This window comes from Runella sp. (assembly GCF_965279615.1).
In the GTDB taxonomy this organism is placed as follows: domain Bacteria; phylum Bacteroidota; class Bacteroidia; order Cytophagales; family Spirosomataceae; genus Runella.
The window spans coordinates 3,878,496-3,892,260 of sequence record NZ_OZ257252.1; the positions used below are offsets into that span (position 1 = coordinate 3,878,496).

At 39.4% G+C, this 13,765-nt stretch carries 17 protein-coding genes; 4 read left to right on the forward strand and 13 right to left on the reverse strand.

The features are described 5' to 3' along the window. Window positions 1-146: 146 nt before the first annotated feature. On the forward strand, window positions 147-374 hold the full coding sequence (locus tag ACQY73_RS16420) for a hypothetical protein (RefSeq protein WP_428668014.1): 228 nt from the start codon (window positions 147-149) through the stop codon (window positions 372-374). A gap of 39 nt (window positions 375-413) precedes the next feature. Here ACQY73_RS16420 and ACQY73_RS16425 read toward each other — a convergent pair whose 3' ends face one another. From ACQY73_RS16425 to ACQY73_RS16435, 3 genes are all read right to left on the reverse strand, one after another. Continuing rightward, entirely contained in the window at window positions 414-779 is a 366-nt protein-coding gene (locus ACQY73_RS16425) for a hypothetical protein (RefSeq protein ID WP_428668016.1), read from the reverse strand. 377 nt (window positions 780-1,156) lie between these two features. After that, on the reverse strand, window positions 1,157-1,717 hold the full coding sequence (locus ACQY73_RS16430; RefSeq protein ID WP_428668018.1) for an RNA polymerase sigma factor: 561 nt from the start codon (window positions 1,715-1,717) through the stop codon (window positions 1,157-1,159). Window positions 1,718-2,166: 449 nt separating this feature from the next. After that, a complete protein-coding gene (locus tag ACQY73_RS16435; RefSeq protein WP_428668020.1) occupies window positions 2,167-2,529 on the reverse strand; it encodes a hypothetical protein in 363 nt (120 codons plus the stop codon). Window positions 2,530-3,211: 682 nt separating this feature from the next. Here ACQY73_RS16435 and ACQY73_RS16440 point away from each other — a divergent pair. Beyond that, window positions 3,212-4,729 carry a PQQ-dependent sugar dehydrogenase gene (locus tag ACQY73_RS16440; protein WP_428668022.1) on the forward strand — a complete coding sequence of 506 codons (1,518 nt, stop codon included), beginning with the start codon at window positions 3,212-3,214 and terminating at the stop codon, window positions 4,727-4,729. 77 nt (window positions 4,730-4,806) lie between these two features. Here ACQY73_RS16440 and ACQY73_RS16445 read toward each other — a convergent pair whose 3' ends face one another. From ACQY73_RS16445 to ACQY73_RS16490, 10 genes are all read right to left on the reverse strand, one after another. Then, window positions 4,807-5,703: a class I SAM-dependent methyltransferase gene (locus ACQY73_RS16445; protein ID WP_428668024.1), complete on the reverse strand. Its 897-nt coding sequence runs from the start codon at window positions 5,701-5,703 to the stop codon at window positions 4,807-4,809. A gap of 2 nt (window positions 5,704-5,705) precedes the next feature. Further along, window positions 5,706-6,956, reverse strand: coding sequence for a glycosyltransferase family 4 protein (locus ACQY73_RS16450; protein WP_428668026.1), 1,251 nt, complete (start codon window positions 6,954-6,956; stop codon window positions 5,706-5,708). A gap of 465 nt (window positions 6,957-7,421) precedes the next feature. After that, a complete protein-coding gene (locus ACQY73_RS16455; RefSeq protein WP_428668028.1) occupies window positions 7,422-7,766 on the reverse strand; it encodes an ISAon1 family transposase N-terminal region protein in 345 nt (114 codons plus the stop codon). 291 nt (window positions 7,767-8,057) lie between these two features. Further along, window positions 8,058-8,393 (reverse strand): fibronectin type III domain-containing protein, encoded by a 336-nt coding sequence (locus ACQY73_RS16460; RefSeq protein ID WP_428668030.1) that lies wholly within the window; start codon window positions 8,391-8,393, stop codon window positions 8,058-8,060. A gap of 11 nt (window positions 8,394-8,404) precedes the next feature. Continuing rightward, a complete protein-coding gene (locus tag ACQY73_RS16465; protein ID WP_428668032.1) occupies window positions 8,405-8,743 on the reverse strand; it encodes a helix-turn-helix domain-containing protein in 339 nt (112 codons plus the stop codon). A 1-nt stretch (window position 8,744) separates the two neighbouring features. After that, window positions 8,745-8,882: a hypothetical protein gene (locus tag ACQY73_RS16470; RefSeq protein WP_428668034.1), complete on the reverse strand. Its 138-nt coding sequence runs from the start codon at window positions 8,880-8,882 to the stop codon at window positions 8,745-8,747. Between the two features lie 322 nt (window positions 8,883-9,204). After that, entirely contained in the window at window positions 9,205-10,080 is an 876-nt protein-coding gene (locus ACQY73_RS16475) for an AbiJ-NTD4 domain-containing protein (RefSeq protein WP_428668036.1), read from the reverse strand. Window positions 10,081-10,144: 64 nt separating this feature from the next. Next, window positions 10,145-11,917 (reverse strand): tail fiber domain-containing protein, encoded by a 1,773-nt coding sequence (locus ACQY73_RS16480; protein ID WP_428668038.1) that lies wholly within the window; start codon window positions 11,915-11,917, stop codon window positions 10,145-10,147. Window positions 11,918-11,995: 78 nt separating this feature from the next. Continuing rightward, window positions 11,996-12,283: an SHOCT domain-containing protein gene (locus ACQY73_RS16485; RefSeq protein ID WP_428668040.1), complete on the reverse strand. Its 288-nt coding sequence runs from the start codon at window positions 12,281-12,283 to the stop codon at window positions 11,996-11,998. A gap of 32 nt (window positions 12,284-12,315) precedes the next feature. Next, the gene (locus ACQY73_RS16490) at window positions 12,316-13,059 is read right to left on the reverse strand and encodes an XRE family transcriptional regulator (RefSeq protein ID WP_428668042.1); all 744 of its coding nucleotides are present in this window, start codon (window positions 13,057-13,059) and stop codon (window positions 12,316-12,318) included. Between the two features lie 122 nt (window positions 13,060-13,181). Between ACQY73_RS16490 and ACQY73_RS16495 the strand changes: the two genes are divergently transcribed. Continuing rightward, a complete protein-coding gene (locus tag ACQY73_RS16495) occupies window positions 13,182-13,430 on the forward strand; it encodes a hypothetical protein (protein ID WP_428668044.1) in 249 nt (82 codons plus the stop codon). A 5-nt stretch (window positions 13,431-13,435) separates the two neighbouring features. Then, window positions 13,436-13,738, forward strand: a complete 303-nt coding sequence (locus tag ACQY73_RS16500) for a helix-turn-helix transcriptional regulator (RefSeq protein WP_428668046.1) — start codon at window positions 13,436-13,438, stop codon at window positions 13,736-13,738. Window positions 13,739-13,765: the final 27 nt, after the last annotated feature.

A 13,765-nucleotide genomic window follows, 5' to 3' on the forward strand; every position in this document is an offset into this window, starting at 1 on the left:
CTACACCTTTTTAATTTTAGCCTCTAAAAGAAGGAAGTTATTTTTTCTACTTATATTCTATAAAATAGTTATCAAACGGTTATTTTTTGTTTATTTAATATACCTTTTTGTGTTACTTGCGCGCAAAAATAACTTCTCCATTTTTCATGGCGCTCGTAAGGACCAAAGCCATCTTGGCCAAAGAGGAATATTTTAAAAAGGCACGTAGACTGTTCGCAGTCTTTGAATTGTATAAAACCGAGAATACAATCCTGATCTTCAGGGTACAGGGTTTTGACTTACCGGTCGAAGACATTTTCACTGACTTACACTTTGAGGTGGAAAAAGACGGAGAGGTGCTTTTTTTAAAATGGGAAGAGCGGGAAAGCATATAGCCGCCTTGACGGGTTTACCCCTCCTTTTGCCCGAATGATCTAACGAAGTATTTCCGGGCCAACCATTAGTTTTACCACCGCATTCAAAACGTTAAATTCAAAAGGCGAAGTCAGATAAGCGATGGGCCTATCATTAACCTGCACCTGAGGAGCAACCTGCCCGGTAACGGTAAAAAAGATAAACGGTATGTTTTTCGGTAATTTTTCTTCAATATGAAACATTGATTTAAAAAAATGATCTTCGCAGAGGATCAAATCAGGTTGCAGGTGGTTAACAATCGTCGTCAATTTGTCAACATCAGCACCGGTTGCCCGGTAGACATCATACTCGGAAGATTCGAAGCTATCAGTAAAAGGAAGCGGAACACCGGAGGTGTCCTGCAAAACAAGGAGCTTGATTTTCATAACGTTGATATTAGTGCAGGGACGCAGTGTATAAATATACTTTATAGCTTATCTTTTATCAACAATAACTATAAAGTTCATAAAGAAACACTAAATAATACCATTTGTTACGGGCATTAAAACACTTATCGCTATTCGAATGATGGTAAGGTGGTTAAAATCCTGCGTCAATATGTTTGCAGCACATTTACACCGGGCTGAAGTTATAGGAAGCCCGATAAATATTTTTTAATAACATGTATAATCTACCTGTCACCACCATGTGGGTTCATTTTGTTTTATACAGATGTAAAATTTTGATTAATTACTTCAATTACTATACTGAAGGAAACATAGAACGGAACACCACCATCGACAAATTTGGTGTTTGGCAATTTTCAACAAAGCACCGCAGTAGGTGGTGGCAATAGAATAAATCGCAAATTTCTTAATGCGGTTCTTACTCTTGTTTTTATTGTTCCCAAGGGCAATTTTAAACGTTCTGCGGCTTCTTCATGAGTATACCCCTGCCAATAAACCAGTTCAATGATTATTTTTTGTTCACTTTTAAGCATTGAAACCAGTTCTTTCACATCATTATTATCAAATCCAAAGAAGACATTTTGATTGTTTGCAGCGATATCATTAATTGAGCTCAATTCAAGAATTTCATGGCGATTTGTGCGTAAATGATCGAAAGAAGTATTACGTGCAATATTTAGCATCCAAGTAAAAAGCCGCCCTTTGCCTGCGTCATATCTATCAATATTTTTCCAGATTTTCACAAAAACATCTTGCAGCAAATCTTGAGAAGTTTCCTCATTGCCTACTGCTTTGAATATAACCCCATACATAGCAGCCGAATAATTGTCATATAAATAACTGAAAGCCCGAATGTCTTTTTTGACCAGTAGAGCAACCAGATCGCATTCGGAATAGAGAGGTACAGTTTTTTGCATCTGCCAAAGTGTGTGACGGAAGTACTTAAAAGAAAATCGAAATTAATTGTGCAAAAAAAATATGCCGGTATATTTTTTGGGAAAAATTGAGGAATTTTGGAAGCAATTGAACCAAATGGGGAATGGCAGGTTTACAGGCATCTTAGAAAAATAGAGTATTTGTGCTAAACAGCAGGGAGTTCAACACGCTGGGGTTACAAGTATTTTATCTTCTGCTTAAGGTTCAAATGGAAGCAATGCACCTATATCAACAACTATAAATCAAAAATTTATAGTTGCTATACCTTAGCACGGCACACAAACCGCGCATAATTGCTTATAGGTAAACAAACTTAATAGTGCATCGGTTTGCGCCCGCCGGCAACAGCACGCCTGAATAAGTCTATTAAAACCCTTTTATTAATGCTTACTGATTGTTTTCAGAAGGAGGAAGTACAAACGTCAATGTTTTAATGCGAGACTTCCGAATCGATCATCAGCTTTGCCACCGCATCCAAAACACCAAATCTGAATGGTGCCGTCAGGTGAGCCACAGGCCTGTTGGTGAGCTGTAATTGAGGAGCCGCCTGCCCAACGCCGAAAAAGATAAAAGGCAGAGTCTTCGGTAATCTATCTTCCATCCCAAACAAAGCCTCAAGCAGCCGTTCTTCACACAGGATCAGATCGGGACAAAGAGTTGAAGTAACCATTGGCAATTTGGCAAGGTCGGTGCCGGTAACCTGATAGACATCATACTCGGTAGTTTTGAAGATGTCGGAAAAAGGAAGCACAGCATCGGCGATGCCCCGCAAAATAAGAGTTTTGATTTTCATAAGGGAAGTAGGGTAAAATGGCTTTTTCTCAGTACAAAGTAAGCAGGCATTTATATACCAAAAACCTCAAATGAATAAAAACGGCACTTTAAAGAGTGAACGCATTAAAAACTTAACCAATCATCACTTTCTCTTAATATTTTCAAAATCAAATGATTAACTGAACATTTATTGTCCGACCTTTTTGAAAAGCCAAAGTATAATCTTGGTTATTTCTTATAAGTTACTCTACTTTTTTACCTGTTATCGAGGTAATTAATATACTCAAAAGACAAAAAATATACAAATAAACTAAAAATCTACTTAAATATATTCCAATGTGAAAGTGATCATAGTTGGGTATTTTTCCGCTATCATCTATCTTACTCCTTGGTTGAAATATCTTGACCAATACAAGATAGCTATTAGCAACTCCTATATTGTAAGTCTCAGCAAAAGTTATCAAGCTTTCTTCAAAGCCTCCAAATAAATCAAAATAGAACACAACCTTTTGTAAATCAACGCCGTATATATCTATACGAATTATTCATAATGTGAATAAAATTTAGAATCCGTTTGGTACGCCATTTGGATTTTTGTTTTCTATAAACGGGCGCTAAAGCTCTTTACACAAAATCAATATTTACAAAAATCTCTGCAGTACAAGAAATCGTATCTTATGTATATGCAAAAATACAGGCCTATGAAAACGCTTCTTTTCTTTGCTCTTCTGTTTTGTATTATTAACGGGTTTTGTCAGGTTGCTCCTTCGGTTTCGCCTACAGAGGCTTTTATTACCTACGGCGGCAATGTCACCCTAACAGCTTCCGGATGCATCGGAACAGTCAATTGGTCTACCGGTCAGACCGGTACTTCCATTAATGTTGCCCCCAGGTTAACTACACGGTTTACGGCGACCTGCAGCGACAGTACAATGAGCAGTGGACCATCCAATAGTGTACCGGTAGAGGTAGGATTAATTACTGCTACTGACAGCAGCAACATAGTTGTTTCATCCAGTGTTTCAATGGGTGGCTATCAGTACATATCAAATAATTATATTACGGGCTCCGGTCGTATCGAACCCGATGCAGGTGTGCAATTTAAAGCTCAAAATTATGTGCAGTTGAATCCCGGTTTTGAAGCCAAAGCAGGAAGTGTATTCAAAGCATTTACCGGTAAAAAGTTGGAATTGATACCTGTGGAAGTAACAACAGGTTTACAATTTCCATGGGAAATCCTTTGGGGACCCGACAATTTTATCTGGATGACCGAAAAAGACGGCAAAATCAGCAGGGTTAATCCACAAACCGGCGCAGTTGAGGTCTTGACTACCATTCCGGATGTACTTTCCTATGGAGAAGGAGGATTGCTGGGTATGGTATTACATCCTGATTTTGTCCTTAACCCGTATGTATATGTTATATACAATTATAGTACCTTGCAGGGAGGAGTTTTTGAAAGAATTGTTCGTTTTACTTATGACAGTTCCAATCATACACTGGCTAGCCGTCTTGTTCTTCTACAGAATATTACCGGTGGCATTAATCATAATGGAAGCAGGCTTGTTATTACTCCTGATTTAAAATTATATATAACAACCGGTGATGCCGGATATACACCTTTGCCACAAGACAATACCAGTTTAAGCGGTAAAATACTGAGAATCAATTTGGATGGATCTATTCCGAATGATAATCCAACCATAGGGAGCCCTGTATGGAGCATAGGCCACAGAAACCCTCAGGGCTTGGTCTATGCGAACGGAAAATTGTATTGTTCGTCGCATGGGGGAGCGATTGAAGATGAAATAAATCTTATTAGAAAAGCAGGTAATTACGGTTGGCCTGATGTGGAAGGTTCCTGTGATACACCTTCGGAAATCACATTTTGTACTGCAAATTCCGTTATTGAGCCTATCTTTTCTTCCGGTAATACTGCTACTTGGGCATTTTGTGGGTTGGATTATTATAATAACGACGCCTACCCGGACTGGAAAAATCGTTTGTTGATGGTTTCCTTAAAAAATCAAACCCTGTACAGTTTCAAACTCAGTGCTGATGGGAATACAATTGATGGAGCCCCTACATTGCACTTTGTGAATCAATTCGGCCGCCTGCGAGATATTGCCATTGCCCCCAATGGAAAAGTATATCTCTGCACCAGTAATGGAGGAAATGTTGATAAAATTATTGAACTAACTCCTGTTGTCGAACAATAAGAAGCAATGAGTAAAGTGAACCGGAAACAGACAATACCGATAGCTATTTTTCAAAACAGTTATTTTATAAATAACCTTTAAACTCCTTTTTTTCCTTCCATATACAGCGATGGTTCCAGAGGATAATCTCCTGCTGTAGATTTATCATAGTTGTAACGTTCCCATCCTTCAATATCGGAAGTGTTATAGTCCTGTACCTTTATTTCTACAAAGCCTGCTTCCAAGTATAGTTTCTTCAGAGAAACAGAGTCATATAGCCATCTGTTTCGTTCATTATGGATTTCAATATTCGGCAATGGAGATATTTTCAAAATTACTTTACGAATGAAGGCATATACTATTTTTTTTATTCTAAAGGTAAACGAAGCAGGGGCGCCGTTAAAGTAAGCAGGTTTACGGGCAGAATCCGGCATTTGATCATGGTGACCTGCATCAAGCAAAAAATTTAGGGAATCTCCATTTACAAATTTCAAATAATCTCTATCTATATTAAAAGCTTTAAGTGCTTCTACCATTCTGCCACCCGATTTTTTTCTTACCGCTTGATCAATTACGTTGAACGATGCCCAATAATATCTGAAACTCTGTAATTTATCTTCAGGGTTAGCAAGGTACAATTCAAATTGCTTAATATATTCCTTAGAAAAAAACAGGAGATCAGGAGTAGATATTCTACAGACAGCACCCGGTTTCATTACCCTATACATTTCCTTAAGAGCGAATAAGCCCTCGTCATAAGATAAATGCTCAAATACATGAAAACTGTAGATAGCGTCAAATGAATTGTTCAGGTAAGGCAATTTTTTTACCAGTGAACTATTTATTAAATTCGGCTCAGATGGGAACGGAAGAGACGTAAAACGAACCATATTCCATTCTTCTGAAAGTTTTCTTCGTTGCTGATTGTAAAAGATACTCTCTGTTCTCCACATAAGGAGATATTTTTTACCTAAAGTATTATCTATAATCTTCATAGTTAAGGAAGGGTATTACAGATATCGGAAAATTTTTGTGCAAATCTTTTTAAACCATCAAGGTTTAATTGTTCCCCCTTCTGTTCATGTACAGTACCAATAGAGGGCACAATCTGTTGCCAATGATCATCAATCAAATCAGCCAATTGCTCGGGTTTTCCGGGGTCAAAAAAAATTGCATTATCAGGTTGTTGCTCTCTGTGCATAACAATATCAGATACAAAAACTACTTTACCTAAACCACGACAATCTTCAAGCAATGCGCTCCAGCCTTCATACAATGAAGGCTGAACAATAGCTCTTGCCTTTCTCATAAGTTGAACTTGGTCTATACGTGGCAATAAGCCAAGTATCCATATCTGGCTTTTCAGTTCATGTTTGTTGACAAAAGACTGTAACTCCTTGCAATAATTTGGAAATCTGGGATCATAAAACAAACCTGTACATACAAGGTTTATTTTTAATCCTCTGCGTTTTAACAACAATATGGCCAGAAATAAAGTCATATGATTCTTATGTTTCCAAAATTGGCTGGGAAACATGAGATAATCTTCCGGAACATCATATTTCCTACATATTTGATCGTTGTCTATAATTCTCCAATTACTGCCTAAATACATTGTAAATGGCATTATTTCAAATTTATGAGCTGAACTTGGTGCCATCCTACAGGCATCTTCGTAACTTACCCGGTTACTTAAAATAATTTTATCTGCCAACTTGACCATTTTGCGGAATGCCCGATACCTTAATATTTTTTCAGTAAAACCGAAATACTCCGGAAAATGAAGCTGCTGAAAATCAGGAATCCAGCAAATACGTTTGGCTTGTGAATATTTTCTGGAGAGTAATCCATTCGCGGGAAATATTATATCAATTTCTTCGCATTCTAACATTGATGGTAAATTGTTTTCCGGAAATAAAGGCTTTTGATTTTTCAAAAGTCTTTTGCCTGCCGCCAACCATTTTTTTAATAAAGGATAACTCGAACCATAGAAAAGGTTGAACGTTTGGACTTGATGAACAAAGTCCTTTACATTATTATAATCATTAGGGTTGTGAAAGTCGCGGTGTAAAAAAAGCAGAGTATTTTCTTTATGTTGAAGCAAAAATCTGCCAATGATTAGGCTTTGAATATACTGTACACCTGCAACCCATTGATCATCCCCATGGCCGATAATGCCAATTTTTCTTTCAAAATCAGCAATTATTAATGATAAGTCTTTAGAAGAATTTACCTGTAAATTATTCATAATATTTAAAGCAGAAGCTTTCTATCAGATACTCAAAGGAGTTAAGATTCCTTCAAAAGGAAAATTATACATAAGTGATTTACAAAAATCAATTACAACACTGCCTTTATGTTGTCTAACTAATTGATAATCAATATACCCTAGAATTTTATTCAAAATTTCAAAGACTGGGCAGTTTGCAGCTCTTTACCATTGCAACCAATGAAACTTTACGCCCTTTAGCTGCTTTTGCTTTGTTAGTCACAATTGTATAAAGTTCGCCGTTAGAAAGCGAGGTCTCATCAAAAGGTAAGTGGGTACCCAAATTTTGGGGGTATAAAAGCCATTTTGCAGCATGACTTCTTTGGTTGCAGTCTTTAAAACCACTCTAAAAATGACGGTAGTGGCGTAGCAAATCCCTGCCCTTAACGTCATAAAAGTTCTCAATTGAATGGGCACTATTGGGATTGGTATTGAGTGATTTTCTTAAAAAAAAGCCTCAGCGGCGTACCGTGCGAATTCACTCGTCATCCGCGTTCCTTTTTCTACTTCTGTCCAGTCTTGATATACAACTTTACCAGTCATGGTGTTCAGCCACTTACGGCGCTTAACCTTACGTCCGCGAAGGGGAAAATCTTGGACTGTAATGGTCGGAAAGAAACCTTTGGCGAACAAACTTGACCGTACCGGGTCGTTAGCAGAAGCGTTCTTTTCTTCCAGATGAACATGAAAGCAATCGTCTTGTTTGTTAACGGAAATCAAAATAAAGTTTTCAAGAAGAAACTCGGGCAACAGCAACTGAATGTGAACGATAGGAAGAAAACTCTCCAAAGTAAGTACGTTAGATTAAAACACAAACCTAGAAAAATCCAACGCTCTCCACAACTTTTGGTTTTGATCCCTTTTTGTTTTGAGCCTATTTTTTGCCAATAACGCCAAAAACCCCGCTATCGTTGCCGATAACGGGGTTTTGTGACGAAGGCGAGACACATAAACTGTGCATAATTGATTGATTTATAATAGTTTAAGTGAAAGCAAAATTAATGAGGTCGGGTATTGGGTAGAGAAAGGCGTGTTTCACGACATTTTTGGCTTCATTTAGGGTATTTTTAACGCTAACCATTACAAAGTAATAATTCCCGTCACACCGCAATCCTCGCTTTCATGGTCACCGGTATAGGGTTTGACCTTGTAGAGGTACATGGTTTTACTTTTCAGGTTTTTATCCACGTAGGAAGTAGCATCGCGGGGAAGTTCTGCGACCACATTTCCATCTCTGTAGATTCGGTAGCCGCTAATCTTTCCCACTCCGGCCCATGTGATCTCAATACTGTTTGCCGTTACATTTCTCTGACCCCAGTCGGAAGGGCAGGGAGGAAAAAAAGGCTTCAAACATCCCGAACAGACGTTGCACACGATCAAAATCAGTAAGGTCAAAATACGTACCTGTATTTTCATTGGAAAAACGATTATGTTACTATACTTACCAATTTGATTCCCTTTATCTTTTTCAGCTCGTCCAACGATATTTCCATAGGGTTGATCGTTACGATCAGCTTTTGAAGGCCGTCGTTTAAAAACATTCCCCCTGTTCCCCTCTCCCACCATTCGGGATTGACGGCAAACGTTGTCAGTATGTCACTGATGACCCGCTGCCCCAACGCCCGCTTGTCTTTCTCTAAGGCAGGAATGACGTTTTGGGCCGTTCCGATTTTTTTGGCAAATTCCGCCTGTGTCAGACCGAGCGCCTTACGAATGGCTTTGATCTTTTCGCCTTTGGAAGTGTCGGGTAAATGTGTTGTGGTCATGTCAGTGGTTTTGGTCGGCTGAGGCGTTGCCAATGGCGAAGCCGTGCGCAGTATCGTTGATAATGGTATCTTCTTCGGGTGCTTCCGCCGTAACGGTGGTCGTGGGGTAGGCCACTTTCACAAACTCCGACGTCTCCAAATAGTTAAGCAGCGCCAATGACTACCTTCCCTCTTCTGGTGTCAGTGTTACCTGTATCATCTTGTCGGTATTTATTAATACTTATACCTACCTTAAAACATCAATTGTTGTATTCGGTATTTAGTGTTAATTTAGAGTCAAAAAAATGAAATTAAGCGACTTGGTTTATTGGACTAAAAGCGATCAAAAAGGCTTTTTCTGGCTTCGTATTTTTACGGGTCATGGCTTTTGCATTAAAAACATTCGTTTGCATGGACTGGACTTTAGTGAACGTTATAGGCTGAAAAAGACCGGATGCAGGTTAGGCAATTACTACATTGAATTACTTCTCCCCTCCAAGTGAAATGCCCGCCTTTAAAGCTTTTCCGATCAAATAATTGATAAAAGCACTGCAAGAGACGAGCATGTACTTCGCATCGTCAAGATCACAGTTTGTATCATCCATAATGGCATGGCGGATACCGGCCGCATCACTGGTATAGCCATATAAACTTTTAAAGCCACTGACCAATGATCCGTGAATAGGTGCTTTCTTATTGAACTCTGTTAAGGCGTCAGAGAATTTATCCTTTTGAGTGATCGTTCTTACTGCTGCCTCAACCGCTGAAATGGATTCTTTGATGGAGTTGCGATAATCCGGACTCTTTTTGTCTGACAGTAATTGCAGTGCGGCAGTTAAATGGGTGTTACAGGCTTCCAGCGAAGAAAATTGTTTCGTTTGCTGTGTAGCTTCATTTATAGATGATATCTCTGAATCATTGGTAATAGGCGCAAATTGACCATTGATAAGCCTGAAGCCGCTTTTTTCTTCAATAAGAACCTGATTTAGAGTTGCAATAAATAAATATATATCAAGTTTAGGGTTTGCTAATTTTATACAAAATTCAATTAAAAGAATTGGTTTATACCAGACAGATTTATCATAAAAGTAGACCTCCATATATTTGACTACTTGCTCGTTGGGCAAATAAACAACATGTTTTTGCTTTAGAAAACTGTCCCATATTTTAAAAAAAAATGCTTCTACAAATAACTCGCGCTGATCGTAGGGCGTTTGTGGTGACAATTCATAAGAACCTAATTTGTTAATCAGACGTACCATAAGTACATTCCAAAGTCTATTTCTAAGACCGTCATCAATACTGTCTATTTGAATACCCTTTGGCTGTACATAGCCCATTCTTTCTGCAAAATTCATGTATCTAAGAAATTAGAATTTACCGGTTCGAACTAACCATCTTCACCAGCGCCGCCACCCGTAATTACCTCACAACCGCCTGAGCGAAATTCGTACTGCCGTCTGAGGGATTGACATAGACGGTCAAACCTCCGATGGGTTGCCATCCTTCTTTAATGGCTTTGTTTACCGCCTCTTTCAGATCATAGCCGTTCTTTCGGGTGACGATGTTGTACTCTTTTATCTGTGCCGGTGTTTGGGTCCTTAAGGTTTCAATCTGTTTTTGCTGTTCTTTGACGGCATTCACCAGCGGCATGACAAAATCGGAATACGCCAGTGAATACGTCCCATCTTCGGCTTTTTTCAGCCCGCTGAATTCAATGCCCAGCTCATCCATTACCTTCTCGACATCCTGCGCAATAAAGCCGTCATGGCGTACATGGGTCTTATCGGCAATGTAGTTGTAGGAAACGGGTTGAAGTCGGGTGATGAAGTTCAGGCCGAGATCAGTAGAAGCAATGTTTTCTTTCAGGCGACGGTCGGAAGGGGTTGACCAGGGAACTTGACCTTCGATGACAGTCACATCCGAGTTGCCGATTCTAACTTTATTGGACGCGTTTACGGTCACATTGGCGCCGATTGCTGTAGCATTATAAGATTCGGGAATTGATGTTCCTGCATAATAACCCAAAAAGGTGTTATTGTAGCCAGAAACACAGTTTTCTCCCGAGAAATACCCAATGGCCGTATTTTGTCCACCAATGGTATTTTTAAGAAGAGCCGAGTGTCCAATGGCTGTATTCCAACTGCCTTCTGTATTTGACCCTAATGATTCATAGCCATTGGCAACATTTACATTGCCGGTCTTATTATAAACAAGAGACCTGCCCCCGGTAGCTGTATTTTCATATCCAGAGGTATTATAAATAAGTGACACAGATCCAATTCCTGTATTTGAGCTTCCTGAAGTATTGGAAAAAAGAGCGCTTTGTCCAATAGCGGTATTTGTACTCCCCGTTTTGTTGGAAGAAAGCGATTGATAACCAATGGCTGTATTAGACACACCGCTTGTATTGGCAGAAAGGGCAAAGGTTCCTGTGGCAGTATTCTGACTACCACCGGAATTATTATAAAGCGCATAATATCCATTGGCAGTATTATTATGACCGTTAGTGTTGCCATAAAGCGCAAATGTCCCTATTGCAGTATTATTGGTTCCGGTTAAATTAGAATAAAGAGATGAATCACCAACTGCTACGTTTCGTACACCATTAATGTTGTTATACATTGCCACGGTTCCTATTGCAGTGTTGCTGTAGCCTGTAAGATTAAAATATAGTGTACCTCCACCCACTGCGGTATTAAAGCTGCCTTTAGTGCTATAATAAAGACTGGTATTGCCAATAGCTGTATTATTGTAGCCAATGGCGTTATTGTGTAAAGAGTTTGCTCCCAGCGCGGTATTGTTATACCCTGTAGTATTGAAATTAAGCGACTCATCCCCAATGCCAACATTAGAGGATCCGCTTGTATTTCTGAAAAGTGATTCATATCCAATGGCAGTATTAAAATACCCCCCGGTATTTGAAAAAAGGGCATCTGTACCAATGGCAATATTAAAGTTTGCAATTGTGTTTTTCTGTAGTGCGTAATGGCCAATGGCAATATTTGAAGCTCCAAATGTATTTGACAAAAGCGCATCATCACCAATTGCTATGCTGCTTTGTACCAAGTTGCCCGTTCCACCCTGTAGCCCTTTTGGTGTAATTGTCACGGACTTATTTTGATAAGTCTGTATATTGATCTGTCCATAAGACTGAATACTTATCAAAACAAGAAGTGTAAAAAGTCTTTTCATGGAATAGTTATATATTTTTCAGATAATCCCGTGGAGTTTTAAAGACAAAAACTTCAATAAATACAACTTTACCAGCCATCACCGATTGATTATTCTTTCTCTTTTTTTGTGATACTCTTCTGCATCAATAACACCTTCCTGATAAAGTTTAAACCACTTTTTTAACTCTTCAGCTTCGGATGCTGATTGCTGGCGCGGCCCATTGGGTATTTCATCAAGCGGCTTGGAGGTGGCAACGAATATTGCCCCAATGAGCGGGGAGAAGAAAAGCGATAAAAGGAATGAACCCCAAAAGCCTATTTTGCGATTATTGCCAATAGCGCCCATTATAAATGCCCCTATTATCCAACCAAAAAAGAGTAACATAGCGAGGTAGAGATTTTTAAATCATGCAATTTCTAGTGTATTCTTCTCCTGATAAGATCAGTCACTTTCCATATTGCCTTTATATCTTCAATTTTGACTGTGATAGGGCCGTGAATGTTATTGTCTGAGATGAGTTCTAATTGGCCGGTATTTTGAAGCGTGTTCTTTACTATCCGTTTGATGACAAACGAATTTCTGTATACGATGGCATAAACTCCCGGATTCAGGTATTCCCATTCAGCGTTTTCCTGAAAAAACGCCAATACTTTATCTCCCCGCTGCATGGTGGGCTCCATGCTGTCGCCATCCAAAGTGACGGAAATGGCATTGTCATATTTTACGCCCCATTCGGGTTCGATATAAATAAAGTCAGAAATAAATTCCTGATAGTTATCCAAATTCTCCACAAAACCAGCGCGTGCATTTATGTCAATCAGTGGTATCTTAACAAGCCGTTCAGGGATATATGCCGTCACACCTCTGGGGCCACCCATTATCTGAGTCATATCACCCATCTCCTGTTTTATTTCGCCTGTATTCTTTAAAAACATCTCCCCTTCCCCGGTCATAAGCCAATCCCCATTAAAGCCAAATGTGCTAATCATGTCCTTTAATAATCTTTTACCTAATCCTTTATGTCCTTTTTCCAGTTTAGATAGATAGGATTGTTCCATTTCTATGCGCTCAGCGAATTCCACTTGATTAAATCCAAGGGTTTCGCGTAAATGTTTCAATCTCTCTCCTACTGTAAGCATCTGCATTTCAATGGTTTGCATGTTATTTAAGGGGGGTGGATAAATAAATATTACCTTTTACAAGAAAAATATGTCCTAATGTTTGGAATTATTATGACCTTTTACCTATATTTGTACTATAAATCATTTGATAGTTCAAATATATGACAACGATTGAGCAACTACAAGCGGAATTGAGCGAACGGCATAAACTATTGGTTCGCTATCAAAAAGTATCTGTCGTCCTCGAACGTGCAGGGCTCTCCCCAAACACCTACAACGATGCTGTGACCGGAAAAAGCAGTGTGTTGGTGCCTACCATGGACCGCATTTTAACGGCGCAAAATCAGGTGATCGACGAATACGAAGAGGAGCTCCGTAAGAAGCATATCAAAAAGTCTGTAACAGCCTGATCGCCATGGGAGCCGCTACCACTACCCCCGAAACCGCTGTTGTGCTTACCGCCCAGCAATACGCCGCCATCATGGATAAAATTGACAGGGTGGACGCGCTGGAAGCGCGCATCAAAATCTTGGAAGGCCATAAAAAGCCCGCTCAATTGGACCGCATTCTGACGGTGGAGGAAACGGCCAAACGCCTCGGCAAAAGCACCAAGACCATCTACCGCCGTATTGCGGAAAAGAAGCTTAAAACCGTTTCGGTGGACGGCAAAGCCTACGGAATCCGTGAAAGTGAGGTACTGAAATACCTCGAACGATAAAAGGGGAAACACCGCCCCTGAAAGTCA